13 protein-coding genes are annotated in these 15,881 nt (G+C 50.2%); 2 read left to right on the forward strand and 11 right to left on the reverse strand.

What is annotated here, in order from left to right; translation table 11 throughout:
* Positions 1-200: 200 nt before the first annotated feature.
* The 11 genes from rlmF to KK062_RS20700 all read right to left on the reverse strand — a co-directional run bounded on the left by rlmF (position 201) and on the right by KK062_RS20700 (position 13,026).
* Positions 201-1,208, reverse strand: a complete 1,008-nt coding sequence (gene rlmF, locus KK062_RS20650; protein WP_254086246.1) for a 23S rRNA (adenine(1618)-N(6))-methyltransferase RlmF — start codon at positions 1,206-1,208, stop codon at positions 201-203.
* Positions 1,205-2,560 carry an alkaline phosphatase family protein gene (locus KK062_RS20655; RefSeq protein WP_254086247.1) on the reverse strand — a complete coding sequence of 452 codons (1,356 nt, stop codon included), beginning with the start codon at positions 2,558-2,560 and terminating at the stop codon, positions 1,205-1,207. Before KK062_RS20655 ends, rlmF begins: the two co-directional genes overlap by 4 nt.
* 15 nt (positions 2,561-2,575) lie before the next feature.
* Positions 2,576-3,787: a metabolite traffic protein EboE gene (eboE, locus tag KK062_RS20660; RefSeq protein WP_254086248.1), complete on the reverse strand. Its 1,212-nt coding sequence runs from the start codon at positions 3,785-3,787 to the stop codon at positions 2,576-2,578.
* A gap of 5 nt (positions 3,788-3,792) precedes the next feature.
* Positions 3,793-4,941 (reverse strand): 3-dehydroquinate synthase, encoded by a 1,149-nt coding sequence (locus KK062_RS20665; RefSeq protein ID WP_254086249.1) that lies wholly within the window; start codon positions 4,939-4,941, stop codon positions 3,793-3,795.
* A gap of 94 nt (positions 4,942-5,035) precedes the next feature.
* On the reverse strand, positions 5,036-5,920 hold the full coding sequence (gene eboC, locus KK062_RS20670) for a UbiA-like protein EboC (RefSeq protein WP_254086250.1): 885 nt from the start codon (positions 5,918-5,920) through the stop codon (positions 5,036-5,038).
* A 1-nt stretch (position 5,921) separates the two neighbouring features.
* Complete coding sequence (locus KK062_RS20675) at positions 5,922-6,857, reverse strand: TatD family hydrolase (protein ID WP_254086325.1); 936 nt, start codon at positions 6,855-6,857, stop codon at positions 5,922-5,924.
* Positions 6,858-6,955: 98 nt separating this feature from the next.
* Complete coding sequence (locus tag KK062_RS20680) at positions 6,956-7,867, reverse strand: EboA domain-containing protein (RefSeq protein WP_254086251.1); 912 nt, start codon at positions 7,865-7,867, stop codon at positions 6,956-6,958.
* A gap of 89 nt (positions 7,868-7,956) precedes the next feature.
* Positions 7,957-9,306 carry an ATP-binding protein gene (locus tag KK062_RS20685; RefSeq protein WP_254086252.1) on the reverse strand — a complete coding sequence of 450 codons (1,350 nt, stop codon included), beginning with the start codon at positions 9,304-9,306 and terminating at the stop codon, positions 7,957-7,959.
* 253 nt (positions 9,307-9,559) lie between these two features.
* Positions 9,560-10,834, reverse strand: coding sequence for a dipeptidase (locus KK062_RS20690; RefSeq protein ID WP_254086253.1), 1,275 nt, complete (start codon positions 10,832-10,834; stop codon positions 9,560-9,562).
* Positions 10,835-10,871: 37 nt separating this feature from the next.
* Positions 10,872-12,143, reverse strand: coding sequence for a hypothetical protein (locus KK062_RS20695; protein ID WP_254086254.1), 1,272 nt, complete (start codon positions 12,141-12,143; stop codon positions 10,872-10,874).
* Between the two features lie 121 nt (positions 12,144-12,264).
* Positions 12,265-13,026: a response regulator transcription factor gene (locus tag KK062_RS20700; RefSeq protein ID WP_254086255.1), complete on the reverse strand. Its 762-nt coding sequence runs from the start codon at positions 13,024-13,026 to the stop codon at positions 12,265-12,267.
* A 164-nt stretch (positions 13,027-13,190) separates the two neighbouring features.
* On the opposite strand from KK062_RS20700, the gene KK062_RS20705 reads away from it, so the two are divergent.
* Both KK062_RS20705 and KK062_RS20710 read left to right on the forward strand, forming a co-directional pair.
* Positions 13,191-13,877, forward strand: coding sequence for a DUF3667 domain-containing protein (locus KK062_RS20705; RefSeq protein WP_254086256.1), 687 nt, complete (start codon positions 13,191-13,193; stop codon positions 13,875-13,877).
* A gap of 156 nt (positions 13,878-14,033) precedes the next feature.
* Positions 14,034-15,881, forward strand: coding sequence for a chloride channel protein (locus KK062_RS20710; RefSeq protein ID WP_254086257.1), 1,848 nt, complete (start codon positions 14,034-14,036; stop codon positions 15,879-15,881).

Raw genomic sequence — 15,881 nt, forward strand, 5'->3', positions numbered from 1 at the left:
AACAAAGTAGCCGCTACTTAGTAGCGGCTACACTAGATGAACGCCTGGAAAACCAGAGGTCCTCTTTAAGACGATAAAATTAGTAAAAAATCTTAACCTGACACTTGGTCCTTATGACAGTACCTTGCGCCAGATGCGACTGGTTCAAGTCTTCCGACCGAAGGGAGGGCGACTTGGACCTGTCTCTCTAATGGCAGTCTTCAGACTGGCGAGGCTCCCGCAGATGTAGTCGAAACAAGTCCCACCCATCTTGCATTGATCCAACTACGTTGCTGTTCCGGCGTGAGGAATGTCCAGGCTACGATGCGGCTTATCTTATTTCCGTGAGCCATGGGAATCGTTTTTACTTCAATAGCTTTCGCCTGTTTAAGGGCGGTATAAACGCTTTTAAGATTGGACGATTTAGAAATCAGCGTAGAAAACCAAAAAACGGACGATGAAAACTGTTTGCTTTCGCTGATCATTTTCTGTACGAACTTTTCCTCGCCGCCTTCACACCACAACTCGGTGTTCACACCGCCAAAGTTCAACGTTGGTTTAGTAATTCGTTTATTCTTCAGGTTGCTCAATTTACGAAGCGATCCTGATTGGGCTTCCTGCAAGGAGGCATGAAAGGGCGGATTACAAATGGTTAAGTCAAAGTACTCATCCTTTTGAATAATGCCCCGGAAAATATCCTTTGCATGCGGTTGTAAGCGAAGCTCCAGCGTCTCTTTCAGATGAAAGTTGTCCTCCACTATTTTATGAGCCGATAGAATGGCCGCCGACTCACTATCTGATCCGACAAAGGACCAGCCGTATTCCTTGTTTCCAATAATAGGATAAATACAATTTGCTCCGACGCCAACATCCAGGCATTTTACCTTGGGGCCCACTGGAACTGTTCCGCTATTGCAGCTTCCTAACAGATCGGCTATATGATGCATGTAATCGGCTCTTCCCGGAACGGGGGGGCACAAATAACCCGACGGAAGATCGTAGCGATCGATGTCATAGTAATGTTTCAACAACGCTTTATTCAGCATGATTACCGCAGCTGGATTTGAAAAGTCAATCGACTCATCCTGATACTCATTCAACCGGACGAATGGACGCAATGCAGGAAAGGTAGAAATGAGCTCGGCGAAATTATAACGCTGGCGATGCCTGTTGCGCGGATGTAAACCGGGCTTTTCGGTTGGATGTTCTTTCTTTGGTTGATTTTTCAAAACATACCAAGATAGTCACCAATCACGTCGTATACTTCTACGGGCATCAGCTCTTTCTTTGACAGGGCCTTGTCGGTGATCAGCACAGGGCGCGCAGAGACAGGAGTATTTACGCGGCCGTGCGAGCCTTTGATGAGCGTGGCATCCAGGGGAATGACGTCCATGACGTAACGAAGCGCCGCTTTTTTACGCAGCAGCTTGTAGGCCGCGCGTAGCTTGGAGGACATAAACATCTCGACGGGGTCATAGCCGGGTTTCTTGAAGATATCGACAGACCGTGCGAAATCCGGTGCTTTGCTGTCGTCCATCCAGTAGTAATAGCAGAACCAGCTGCGAGCGTCGGCCATGAGTACCAGGTCGCCGGAGCGTTCGTGATCGATGTGGTGAGCCTTTTGTTCCTGCTTGTCCAGCACGAGCTCTACGCCGGGTATTTTTTCTACCACGCTTTTTACCTTACTGACCAATGCAGGGTCTTTGATATAAATATGCGCGATCTGGTGATCGGCCACGGCAAAGGCTTTGGATGCCCCGGCATCGAGCAGCTCCAGGCCACGCTCGACGCGGATGCCCAGCCAGTTGTTTTCACGCAGCACCCGGTTGATGTACACGGGGCGATCGACATTGGTAATACCATACTCGGACAGCAGCATGATGCGCGCACCGGCGTTGGTATAATGTGTTACGAGTTGTTCCACGACACGGTCTATCTCTCCCAGCTCTTTCGCGATAAGGGTGAAGTCCTGCCCGAACTTCTGCAAGCAGTAGTCGAGGTGTGGCAGGTAGATCAGCGTGAGGGTGGGGTTATATTTTTTATCGGTGATCACCGAGGCATCGGCGATCCATTGCGTGGACTTGATGTTGGCACCGGGTCCCCAGAATTGAAACAGCGGGAAGGTGCCGAGTTCTTTTTGCAATTCATCGCGCAACGCGGCCGGCTCGGAATAGCAGTCGGGCATCTTACGGCCATCGGCCAGGTAGTTGGGCCGTGGTGTTACAGCGTAATCGGCGGTGGAGTACATATTATACCACCAGAACATTTTGGAGACGGTGAAGGTAGGATCGAGGCGTTTGGCTTTGTCCCAAATCTTCTCGGCCTGCACCAGCTTGTTGGACTGTTTCCAGAACTTGATCTCCGAGTCGGTGTGATCATACCAGCCGTTGCCCACAATGCCATGCTCGCTGGGCCATTTGCCGGTCACATACGTAGACTGCACCGCTGTGGTTACCGCGGGCAGCATGGGTGCGATGGTCTGTATGAACTTGTCTTGAGTGTATTTTTTGAGGAATGGGGTGTGGTCGCCGATCAAGCCGGTAGACAACCCCACGATATCGATCACTACGGTTTTCTGCATGTCTTTAGTCTTTCGTTATGGATGATTGATAAACCCAATCACCCACTCCATTTCGCGTATGATGGATTCGGACAACGGGACTTTAAGTGCTTCCGGCAATACTTCCCAGGTATAGGTTTCCACTTCCAGGTGGCCTGTGAACGGTGTCGTTCCCTGTATCTTCAGCACCTCCTGTATGTCTTCCTGCGTGGAGCGCAGCAGCCCATAGTCCTGAATGAACAGGGGTACGTGAAAGTGCGAGCGCCACGCGCGTGTATCGACGTTGTCGGCATCGGCCAGTGCTTCAGGCAGGTCGGGGTAGCGCTTGAGCGTTCCATCGTCCTGGCGGGCCACGACCTGGTGCAGGTAGGTCGATTCGTTAAACTGGCGGAATGCTTGCACTACAGCAGCGCGTTTGTCTTTGTCTGCGGGCATATCGGCTTTCAGCGCGGCGCTGATCTGGATCTTGCCGGTTTTTATTCTCTTTTCACGCAGCTGCCGTACAACGGTGGCATGGTCTTCATATCCTACAGCAAAATGGCACACGTCATAGCAGAGCTGCAGGTGGTCGCGTATGGAGGCTTCTGCCGCGGTGGCGTCCATGCCGGCGTGTTGCTGTAAATACGTCTTGCCCATCGGCAGCAGGTATTGCTCGTACCAGTCAAAAAACTCCGGACCGCTTTCCAGCAGTCCATCGGGCTCGGGCTCGATATCCAGGTGCAGCAGCTTGCCGGTGTCACGACGGATAGCCGCCAGGTGACGAATAACCTCCAGGATCTGCCCGGTGGTCTTTTTAAAGACTTCCGAATATTGCGTAGCGGGATGCCAGTATTTATACGACAGTGGCGAAGTAGAGATGCCACCTTCCATCCCGGTGGGTACGAGTACCTTTAGGATATCAAACAAACGTATCGTATAGGCCAGGCGTTCGGGGGTGGTCCAATCGGGCGCGTGTACCTGGTCTTTTACCTTGGTGTGGTGAAATCCTCCGTAGGGAAAACCATTCATGGTAAACACGTAACAATCTTCCTGTCGCAGCCAGTCCTGAAACGCGCGCAAGGCCTCGGGCGCTTGTAGTGTAAGGCTGGCCTGATGCGACAGGCGCAGACCGATGCCGAAGGGGGCGTCGGCGCTGATGCGTTTTTTTATGCCGGGTATATTCTGCCGGAGCGCTGCAAAGTGATCTTCCCAACTTTCGCCGGCGTGTATGTTGGTACAGTAAGTCAGATGTCCCCGGGGTGTCTGCATGGTCGTTACTTTTTATTCTTCAGCCATTCGCTGGCTTGTTGTATCAGAGCACCATCCATTTCGTGTACTTCTTCGCCGTGGCCGATGCCTTTGAGCAGTGTGATGGTGAGCTTGCCACCGAGGTGCTCACGAAACTCTTCGAGGCCTTTAAGCAGCGGACTGCCGGCGCCGGTCACTTCCAGTAGCGGGTGCGTAATGGGCAGGCCCAGGGTCTCAATCACCTGAAGGATCCGATCCATCGCCTCGCGGGTGAGTCGTCCGCTCAGGTGTGAGTATACCGTATCGAGGGCGATACCGATGGCGACGGCCTCGCCGTGGCGTATGTTGAACTTCGCCAGTTGCTCGAGCTTGTGCGCACTCCAGTGGCCGAAGTCGAGCGGCCGTGACGATCCCTGTTCAAACGGGTCGGCACTGCGGATGTGTTGCATGTGCAGGTCGGCGCAATGCTTCACCAGGTATTGCATAGCGGGCATATCACGCTGCGCGAGCTTCGCCGCATTGTCAACCAGCCACTGAAAGAAAGTAGCATCCTTGATGAGCGCCACCTTGATGGCTTCGGAGATGCCCGAACGCCAGTCTACCTCCTGAAGCGTGGTCAGAAAATGATAATCGTTAAAGACGGCGACGGGTGGTGCAAACGTGCCGAGGAAATTTTTCTTGGTGTAGAAGTTGATACCGTTTTTCACCCCTACCCCCGAATCATTTTGCGACAGCACCGTCGTGGGTATGCGGATGTGGCGGATGCCCCGGTGCGATACCGCGGCTGCGTAGCCGGCAAGGTCGAGGATGGAGCCGCCGCCGATGGCAACGAGGTAGGAATGGCGGTCGATCTTATAATCGTTTACAGCGTCGACGATCTTGTAAAACAATTTCTCGTCGTTCTTGGCCGCTTCACCGCCGGGAATGATCACTACGTCCTCCACCAGCTGCACGCCGGCTATAGTCTTGAAATAGGCCCTGATATCGTCGAGCAGGCGTGGGTGATGAGACACTACCTGGTCGTCGAGCACAAAGAGTACCTTGGGTGGTATTTCGGATCGTTTTTCAACAGTCAGAAACTCCCGGAACCCGGGATTTTCAGTGCTGAAAAGATGTGTGGTGAAAAATACTTTGTAATCAAACCGGACACTGAATGTCTGCTGCAAAAACTCCATAGATAGATCCCCTCCCTAATGCGGGGGCTAAAATTAGGAAAAATCACGATCCTCGGCCCTACCGTCCATGGCAAAATCCGGCGGCTGGCAGATGTCAGGTGACGGCGAACAATTTGGCCATTGCAATCGATACCGGCAACAGCAAAGCAATGATGATGGCCAGTAAAATGGCCCCCGTGGCGGCAGCCCAGGCGGCATTCATAATAATCAGTGCCAGTACTCCGGCTTTGACCGCCTTGCCGATATTGGGGCCGATGGGCGCGCGATAGGCACGAACCAGCGGCGGAAAGATCAATATGATCAACAGCACCAGGAATACGAGCGCATAATAGGCATGGTTGGCGATCGACCACGTGACGATGGCCAGAATAACAACTCCATATAACCCGCCTGCGGCGAGCATCGTATTACTTTTGCCGCCGTGTACTTCTCCCCGGCTGATCATGGTGATGGCAGCTATATAAAGTATTGGCGCGACAGCGAGGAAGCCAAACTGTGCTATCACTTCGGGTACCAGACTCATGCCCAGCAAGAGGTCGAGTCCACGACAGAGGCCCATGTTTACAGGGCCAAGAAAGCTGTGGTGTTTACCCCACTTGTCATACACCAACGCGGCGACGGCAATGGCCATGGCGATTGCCCCTGAAAGGGGTGAAAACATAAAAGCCGCTGCGATGCCTGCGAGAAGTAAGATGCTGCCCAGCAGTGCAGCTTCTGTCCCGGAGATCAACCCGCTGGGTATGGGGCGTTCCGGACGTTCCACCCGGTCGAGCGCGGCATCGAACACGTCGTTGAATACCACACCGCCACCGTATAACCCAACGGTGGAAAGTACCAACCAGTACAAGTATTGCGAAGAAGAAGGCTGTTCACCCACGACTGCAAATCCCGCGATCGCCGCACCGGCCAGAATATCCGACACAGCGGTAACAATATTGGCCGGGCGCATGAGGCGCAGATAGCCTATGAGTTTTTTCATGTTACCGGATAATGAGCGAATCTTTGTCTACACGGGGCTGCTGGCCTCCGCGCAATACCGTGTTACCCTCGAACTTCTGGCTCTGGTCGATCTGCTGCGCGCTGGTAAAATCAGCCTCGTTCAGCTGGCCGCTTTGGCCAAAGGCTGTGATGGCATTTTTGTATGTCACCAGGTGAATGGCTTCGTCGTTGATACCGTGTTGTTTCATGAGTGCCGCGGTCTTGGGCACGGCCAGCGGATCGCTGATGCCCCAGTCGGCGGCGGAGTTGATCATGATGCGGTCGGGGCCATATTTTTTCACGACCTCTACCATACGCTCGTTGCCCATCTTGGTAAAAGGGTAGATCGTAAATGCTGCCCAGAAGCCACGCTCCAGTACTTCCTGAACGGTCTCTTCATTGTTGTGATCGATGATCACCATACCGGCAGGAAGGCCACAGTCGAGCGCGATGTCCATGCTGCGTTGGGTGCCGCGCTTTTTATCGCGGTGTGGTGTATGTACCTGCACGGGCAACGATGCTTCTTTGGCAAGCAACAGTTGTGCGCGGTAGAATTTCTCCTCGGCTGCTGTCTGGTCGTCAAAGCCGATCTCCCCTACGCCCACCACACCTTCCTTGTAAATAAAAAGCGGTAGGATTTCCATGACCTGCTCGGCGAGTGGTTCATTGTTGGCTTCGCGTGAATTGAGGCCGATGGTGCAATAGTGTTTGATGCCGAACTGCGACGAGCGGAAACGCTCCCAGCCGATGAGACTGCTATAATAATCTTTAAAAGTAGCCACTCCGGTACGCGGCTGCCCCAGCCAGAATGCGGGCTCGATCAATCCTACCACGCCGGCGTCGGCCATGGCCTGGTAGTCGTCGGTTGTGCGCGAGGTCATGTGCACGTGCGGGTCGAAGAATTTCATGCCTTTGATGCTTTCGAGGTACAGGGGCATCTCGACGCGAGGCTCAAGATTTCTTTCGGTCAGTTCGTGGCTGCTGCACATAGTCGTATGTTTTAAAGATTCAAAGTTCAGGATTCAGGATCGAATATTCAAGGTCTCCCGGCGAGCTTATCCCACGTCATACCGCTGTCGAGGATGGCTTTGAGATCGACGGCTTTGTCCACGAGCTCACGGGCGGGTGTATAGTGGCTTTGCGCACAGGCCAGGGCCGCGGCTTCGCGCTCCGCGTTGATCTCGGAGTACGCGATGCGTTGTATGTCGGGAAAGATGCGATCGTCGATGAAGCTGCCGACGCAGCGCCACTGCATGGGAGGTACAGGCCGGTGGGCAGCCCAGCGTTCATGCGCAAAATCGGAAAGTGTATAGGCCAGTGTTTGATTGGCGCGCGCGTCGAGACCGATGATGCGGTGAATAGGTTTTTCGGTAAAGATGGCTTTCAGTACCAATTGATTCCAGGCGGGCTCGTCGAGGTTTTCGGCGGCATAGGGATTGTCGCACATGATCGACTCCAGCACATCGCCGATATTGTTGCGAATACCTTCGGCACAACGCGCACGCCACGCGGCAGGATAGGCCAACAACGGTAACGCCGAGTATAGCGCCACCAGCTCATTCATTTCGGCGGTCGGAAAAAGATGCTCGATAGCGGCTATATACTGATCACGGTTTGTGGCGTCCAGGAAGAGCATCAGCCACACGCGACTGAGGCGGTCGATCGTCCAGTGACGGATGATTAATCCGGGCCTGATCGTTTGCAGCGTTGTCTGTTCATCCTCGGAAAGCATCAGCGATTGTTTACCCGTCTTACGCGGCATGGCAGAAAAGCCAACGACAAATTGTTGGGTATTCGCGGGGGCTGAAACCAGCGAAGCACGTTCCTCCAACCAGGCCCATGCATCTGCGGACAACTGGCGGCGTAAATAGGTGGCCAGTGCGGCCTGCAGCTTTTTTACATCGTAGGTAAAAACACCGTGTTCTATCTTCTCTTCCTTCGCGGGCATGGCGCAAAGCTAAGAAAAGACGTTCATAACAAATACTGATAAATATCAACGTCCGGCGCTGTTTACGTAACTCGCTGGCTATCATCCATTCATCGTTCTGCGTGAACAAACCATGCAATATACTCCTCCAGTTTGAACGATAGATAATACGGGAGGTTAAGGAGCAAATACTCTTTGTTATTTTGTGTTTGTATTTTATCGACGCGCAATTGCCCTGGATAGCACCTGACGGCGAAATGATGATCGACACGGTCCATAAAAAGATGAAGGGAGCGTAATGCGCCTGTCGGAGTCGATTTCACTTCCACCGGAATCAACATATCTTCAAACTTAACGACATAATCGACTTCTGCCGCGCTCGCTGCTTTATCACGTACCCAAAAACTCAGTCCATGAAGTACTTCAAACCGCGAGGCCAGAATTTCCTGCCCAACGATATGCTCCGCTATCATACCCTTATAAACCACTTCAAGGTCAGTAGCCCCAAGCACAGATTTCTGGAGACCTGCAAAATGGTTTAGCATGCCGGTGTCCAGAACATGAAGGCGAGGAGACTTTTTTAAATCAGGGCGGATCGGCAATTCCGTGTGGACTGTCGGATAGACCAAATTAATGAGCATCGCCTTCTCGAGTGTTCGCAAAGCCTCTCCTACTTCCCGACGGCCATACATAGAATTTCCAAAACCCTGGAATTTTATTCGCGAACCCGCCTCGATATAGACGGCTGTAATAGCGTGGCGAATGATCTGAGTTAAGTTCACATTACGCGCATACTTCTCAACGTCGTTACTATAGGATACGATGAGAGATTCGTAAATTCTCGTCAAAGCTCCAAGATCTCTATTTTCCGCATAATGACTCACAACCTGAGGCATGCCACCAATCAACGCGTAGGTATGAAAAAGCTGCAACAACTTATCATGGGCGAAGTCATTTCGTGGCACGATGTCAAACTGGCTCGCGGCAGATGACTCGCCCATTGCACCCAGAAACTCATTGAATGACACCGGACGAATAACCAGATACTCAACACGCCCTACCGGCATATTGACCGATTCATCCAAAACGGTTTCGAGCAGCGATCCGGCAGCAATAACATATAAATCGGGGAACTCCTCGTAGAAATACCGGAGCAGTCCGATGGCCCTGGGCTCTTCCTGAATCTCATCTATAAAAATTAGCGTATCCTTAATGCTCCGATCCTTATCCTTCAAAAAGAAGAGTGCTTCCGTGAGTCTTTCGATGTTATCAAAATCACGGAACGGCTTGGCATCTTCCGACTTCTCGAGATTCAGGTAAATAAATTGTTTGAATGATTTGGCAAAAAGCCTAACCGCCGTAGTCTTTCCAACTTGACGAGCACCCCGTAAGATTAAAGGTTTCCGATAGGGACTCCCTTTCCAACTTCTGAGCTGATTTTGAATATTTCTAGAAAACATTGTTCGGAAACAGGCCCAATTTTTAGAGGGATTTGTTTGGTTTTAGGCCCAAGTTATGTCATTTTTTGTTCGATTTTAGGCCCAAGTTGGTAATTTTTTGTTCGATTTTAGGCCCAAGTTATGCCATTTTTTGTTCGGTTTTAGGCCCAAGTTGAGTCATTTTTTGTTTGGAAATAAGGGCAATTAGCGCAATTTTTTCAAAAAAGCCCCGTATTGATTCAATTTGGCCTGCCTATTAACAAAAAGCACGACATCATTTTCCTTCCGTTACCTGCCGAATCACGCGGAGCCAGTTTAAGCCAAGAATCTTTTTGATCCGCTGATCGCTATACCCCAGCTTTTGCATCGCGATGGTTATCTGCGGATAATCACTGATGTCTTTCATTTCGTGTGGCAGCTCAGGACCGCCATCTAAATCCGAGCCGAGCGCGATGTGATCTTCGCCCACTAATTTTACGCCATAGTCGATCACTTTCGCCAACTGATCGACATGCATCCAATATTCGTCAGGGATGGTCCCTCTGAAATTTAGCGGCACTTCCTTCGTCAGTTCCTTGTCTACGTCTTCAATGGTTTGGTCGGTAACCTGTGCCGTAAAGATTCTCGGGATGGCTGGTTGAGGAACAGGTTGTGCCTTGATGGGATTGTTCGGTTTCTGCCACTCCCAGTATTTGGGATTGTTAAACAGGCTGCCGAAGTGAACACCGATCACGCCGCCTTTCGCTGCGATAGCCTTTGCCGCTTCGTCTGTAATGCAGCGAGGATGATTGACTATTTTGTTGAAGCCGCCGTGGCTGTAGATCACGGGGTGGCGACTGGCCGCTACTGACTGAAGAATGGCGTCGTTGGATGCGTGCGCTACGTTGATCACCATGCCGAGGTCGTTCATTTCGTTGATCACCGCTTTTCCGTGATCGTTAATGCCACCCCAGGTATATACGTCGTTGCAGGCATCGATAAACGCGTTGGTGGTGTTGTGGGCGGTCAGCTGCATAGAGCGCAGGCCGAGTCTGTACAGGGCGCGCAGCAGGTTCAAGTCGCCATGAAGATCATAGCCGCCTTCCAAATCCAGGAACGCAGCGATTTTTCCTTTCTTGTTGATTCGTTGTATGTCGGATGCGGTTAGCGCCAACTCGATAGCATTGTTATTCTTCCTGATCTGATCCAGGGCCAGCTCCACCACACGAAAAGTATTCTTGATCTCAAACCTTCCGGGGTAATAGTGTTCGGGAGTATACACCGAAAAAAACATCGCGTCCACACCGCCTTCTTTCGCCCGTGGGAGATCGACATTCCCATCCGGGTATCGCTGGCCGATATCGGTTTTCAGCAGCAGCTCACGGGTCATGACGTGGATATGCCCGTCCATGACAAACGCTTCGCGATGCAGCGCGGGCATGGGCTTATCCTGCGGGATCAACGGAAGGCTATTTTCAGCGACAGGAGTAGATAACAATGATCGTATGGGAAAAACACCACCGGCTACCGGCAAAAGTGTTAAGCTCTTAATAACGTCTCTGCGTTTCATTCTTTATAGTGAAAGTTCTGTAATCATGCGAGGAAGCCTACTCCGCAAAGCCCCGGATATAGGGAGTATTCGGCGGCCGCTCGCCTTTGCTAAACTGAGCGCCGCGTGTGGAGTGGTAGCGCATATTCATAAACGGCGTCTCTATGCGGCGACCGATTGCGGAGTAACGACCGTTCTCCCAGTTTGATTCCATGTTGTAGGCCACAATCCCTGTGGACAGAAGCAACCGCTCCGCATTAAATGGTTCCTGTTTGGTCACCATCATCTCGGTAATCCAGTGTGGTTGGGAATTGGAGGCGTGATACTGCGAGAAGGGACCAGGCCAGCCAGGCATCGAGACGATCGTCGGGTCTTTACGCCCTTCGATTTCAGCAGCGTAGGTCCACGTCACATCCCTGCCTGAATAAACTGCCGCTTTCGTGCCATCATTATATTCAACGATGCAGACGTTCGGTGAGGCGATTTCCTGAAAGTGCCCGGGCTTGAGGTCAAAACTCGTCCGTACGGATTCTAGCAGCCTCGCCGCCCAGGGATTGCGTTCGGTCCATTTCCATGTTTCGGGGCCCCGAATACACTGCACCGACCTGACGCCCGTCTCACCCCCCTTACGGCGTTCTACAAACGCCTGTAACACGTCGACACAGTGGAATAGGGCTCCCTCGTCAGCAGCATCTCCCACCACGATCGATGCTTTTATGGGCGTATCTATAGCAAGCTCTATCTCGGGTTTCCGGAAGTAAGTGGGTATGGAGGAACCACCGGTCAGTGGAAAATTCAGCGCACGGGATTTGTCAAACATCCACTTCGCTTCGTCCCAACTGATGGAGAGGTGCTTGTCGTTAAACACCGGCACCGAGCGCTTGCTTTGCTCGAACACCCGGACAACCTGCTGGTAGATCCACCAGCGTGGCAACATCCACTGTCCTTTGAGATTGGTGGGGTATTCTCCGTGTTCTGCGACGATGACAACACCATCCACGGCAAGCTCCTTCTGCCCTAGCGTGACGGCTTCCCCGACGGTCTGGAAGATCGGAATGTTTTTCGATTTGCATATTTTCTGACCCAGGCCGCTTTCTTCAAGCTGATGGATATAAACGGACACAACGTCCACGCGCGAAGGCGTGTGAGCGCCCTCCCACCAATAACCGTCCAGCAGCTTGGTGATGATCCAGTCGGCATGAGATCGGGGAGCACCCCAGTAGGTAACGAGACAGGCGATACGCGGCCTTTTTTGCGCGGGCTGCGGAGACGCATCGGCTGCGATACCCGTTAACGATGCCAACCCGGCCATACCCGTCAGTCCGAGCATTTGACGGCGTGTCAATTTCTGAAATTCCATGAAGTAAATTAACGAAATCCTGGATTAAACCATTTCCTCCGAATTGCCATTCGTGAGATCCATTAATAGATGATTTTAACAGACAATTGATTTAGACAATCTTGCTATTAACAGCATACGAAAGCGCCTCTGCTATCGTACTTACATTCAAACGATCGAAAATCTGTCTGCGGTAGTACTTCACGGTATCGGGACTGACAGATACTTTTTCGGCGATCTCCTGGATTGACAAACCCTGCGCGTACAGATGCAGGACCTCTATTTCCCGCTTTGTAAGTTTGGGTTTTTCTGATGTACCCCAGACTTTATCTTTCAAATCCAACTCCCAGATTGTATCAGAGCCCTGTTTGTGGATGCAGACATTACCCGGACTTTTATGATGCGAAAGAGAAACCACACACATTGCCTTCCACATCTTCTTTTCCCGGGTAAGAAGCAACGGTGTAAGTTTATGATTGATCAGGATCTTTCTACCATCGCGATTGACCAGATAAAAATCGTACGTAATGCTGTATTGTATTTTTTCTTCGCCTGGCAGATTTTCAAAGAAATCAAATCCTGCTTCATTTATACTATGCAGCAACTTCAAATCGCTTTCAGGAACGTTCTTAAAATAAAAGTCATACCCCAGCGCCATAACTTCCGCAGATGAATATCCGCATAAAAACAACGGATTTTCTGAAACGTACTCAAACGTCATCGTTTCATAGTTAATGACATAGATGCTCTCGTAGGTTAATCGGGCAAAAGCTTTTACTACCTCCAAATAATCATTTTGTGCCAGGCGCTCATCATCCGTTACTTTTCCGAGGTGATTCCTGGTCAGCAGGGTTGAGTTATTACTATTTTTCATTAAAAACGGCAGGGTTCAAAACAAATCTACACTAAAGTGTAGGCTTTAAAAACCGTTTTGTGCGGACTTTTGGAATGAGAAGCGTCTCTACGCGGACAATCACGGTGGATCGCTAACCCCTATAACCTAATAACACGATGAATTGCAGGAATTGCAATGCTTCCATGACCGGCGATTTTTGCCATCAATGTGGTCGCCCGGTACAAATTGTCAGAGTTGACTGGCATTACATTGTGCATGAAATTCAGCACGTTTTACATTTCGAGAAAGGCATCTTGCATACCGTGCGGGAATTGCTGCATAACCCCGGGCCCAGTATTCATACATTTATCACGGTTGACAGAAGCAGGCTTGTGAAGCCGGTGCTGTTCATTATAGTAACCTCCTTGATCTATTCCATGATCGATCATTTCTTCCATATTGAACAGGGATATATTGACTATCACGACGCCAGGGATTCTGCCACCGGCCAAATTCTTAACTGGGCTCAGAATCATTACGGTTATGCCAATATCGTCATGTGCGTATTCATTGCCTTTTGGCTAAAACTCATTTATAAAGCGCATGACTACAATTTCTTTGAAATCTTAATTCTGTTATGTTTCATCATGGGAATGGGCATGCTGATATTTTCTATTTTCGCCATTTTCGAAGGGTTAACGGGACTACCCGTCATGAAAATATCGGGCGTAGTGGGAGTATCCTATTGCACCTGGGCTATCGGACATTTTTTTGATAGAAAGCGTGTAGTGGGCTATTTAAAGGCGCTCGCTTCCTACCTTTTAGGAATGGCTACTTTTTCTATTTCCTTGATGCTTTTAGGCTTTTTGGTTGATTTAATAATACGTTGAATGGATGGCAGCACGTCCGTAACGTAAACTATATTTTATCAATTTTGACTTATGTCAAATTAAAGACAACTGAAGAGAAATAGTTTTGTCAGCATGGTGGCCTGTATTTAACGGGTTATTCATTCAACCATTTTACAAGCCTAATCAATCTTTTCATTGACTACAGAAACCAGCAAAACCCATATCGACGCATTTGAATATCGAAAAAAGGTAAGACGAACACTCTATATTTCAGGATTAACGCTGGTTAATGCCATCATCGTCGGGTTTATTGCAAAAGGATTGGTGTTGCTGATCTCACTTTTCACACAACTCTTCTTCTTCGGTAACTTCTCCTTTCACGAGGTTTCGCCATCGGAAAACTCGTTGGGGTATTGGATCATCCTTATTCCGTCACTCGGCGGATTAATTGTCGGCCTAATGGCACGATTCGGTTCTCCCGCTATTCGCGGACACGGTATTCCGGAAGCGATGGAAAAAATAGCCAAAGGAGAAAGTAAAATCCATCCGCTGATCACCTTACTGAAGCCGCTTTCGGCCGCAGTCTCTATCGGCACAGGCGGACCCTTCGGTGCAGAGGGGCCTATTATTTCAACGGGGGGTGCCCTCGGTTCATTCTGTGGACAAACGCTTCATATCACCGCGCAAGAGAGAAAGGTTCTACTTGCTGCCGGGGCTACAGCAGGCATGACCGCCATTTTTGGAACTCCGTTTGCGGCAATCCTCCTGGCCATCGAATTACTTCTGTTTGAATTCTCATCGCGAAGTTTTATTCCGGTAATGATTGCCTGTGTCACGGGAGCATGCATGCACTTCCTGCTGTTTGATTTCACACCGACATTCCCGATGCCCGAGATAGGTCAGGTTTCAACAGGGTCAATCGTTGCCTACTCTATCATTGGTTTGATTATCGGTTTTGCTTCTGTAATCGTTACAAAAGCCATTTATTTCGTTGAAGATTTATTCGAACGCCTGCCCATACACTGGATGTGGTGGCCGGCCCTGGGCGGAATTGCTGTTGGAGCAATCGGAATATTTGCCCCCGATACACTCGGCGTAGGGTATCAAAATATAACACACTCACTCTCCGGTCAACTTCCCATTACCATCCTTATTTCCCTTTGCTTTTGGAAATTTGTTTCATGGGCGATTGCCCTGGGTAGCGGTACGTCGGGCGGTACGCTGGCGCCGTTGCTAACCATTGGAAGTTCCTTGGGATGCTTGTTGGGTATGCTCGGCCAACATTATTTCCCTGAGGCAAACATCACTCTTCCGCTTGCTGCACTGGTTGGTATGGCTGCGCTCTTTGCAGGTGCCGCCAGGGCGTTATTAACATCGATCGTATTTGCCATGGAAACGACCATGCAGGAGAGTACCTTGCTTCCGCTTATCGCAGGCTGTGTTGCATCGTACCTGGTTTCTTTCATATTGATGAAAACGACCATTATGACCGAGAAAATTCACCGAAGGGGCATTAAACTACCTGATAGCTATTACCCCGATCTCCTGGAAACGCAATGCATTCGCGATATCATGCCCATTGAAAATACGACACCCATAATAGCAGGGTCATTAACCGTTGGAAATGTTAAAGCGTGGTTACAGGAAAATAGAGCTGCGCATGCCCACAACGTATTTATAGTGGCCGACGATATAACAAAAGAAAAGATAGGTATCATTTCAAAAGAAGAACTATTTAAGCATACAGCCGATACAAATGCAGTGCAATCGTTGATCACACACAAGCTTCCTTCTTTATATAGCGATAATTCTTTGCAACTGGCGGTCGAGTTTATCCTAAAAACAGGTCAGGATACGCTATCGATCGAAGATCGCGCGTCTCGCAAGTTCCTTGGCGTTGTATCGAGCAGAGATATACTGCATGTTTTTGAGCAACGACTTAAAGAAGAGAATGACAAAGAGAAACACATCCATATGAGCGCAAAAGCCCGGGCGGTATTTCGCGATGGTATAAACCTGATCCGAAAGAAAAGCAGAAGATGA

The sequence above is a fragment of the Dawidia cretensis genome (genome assembly GCF_018598175.1).
GTDB lineage: Bacteria > Bacteroidota > Bacteroidia > Cytophagales > Cyclobacteriaceae > Ohtaekwangia > Ohtaekwangia cretensis.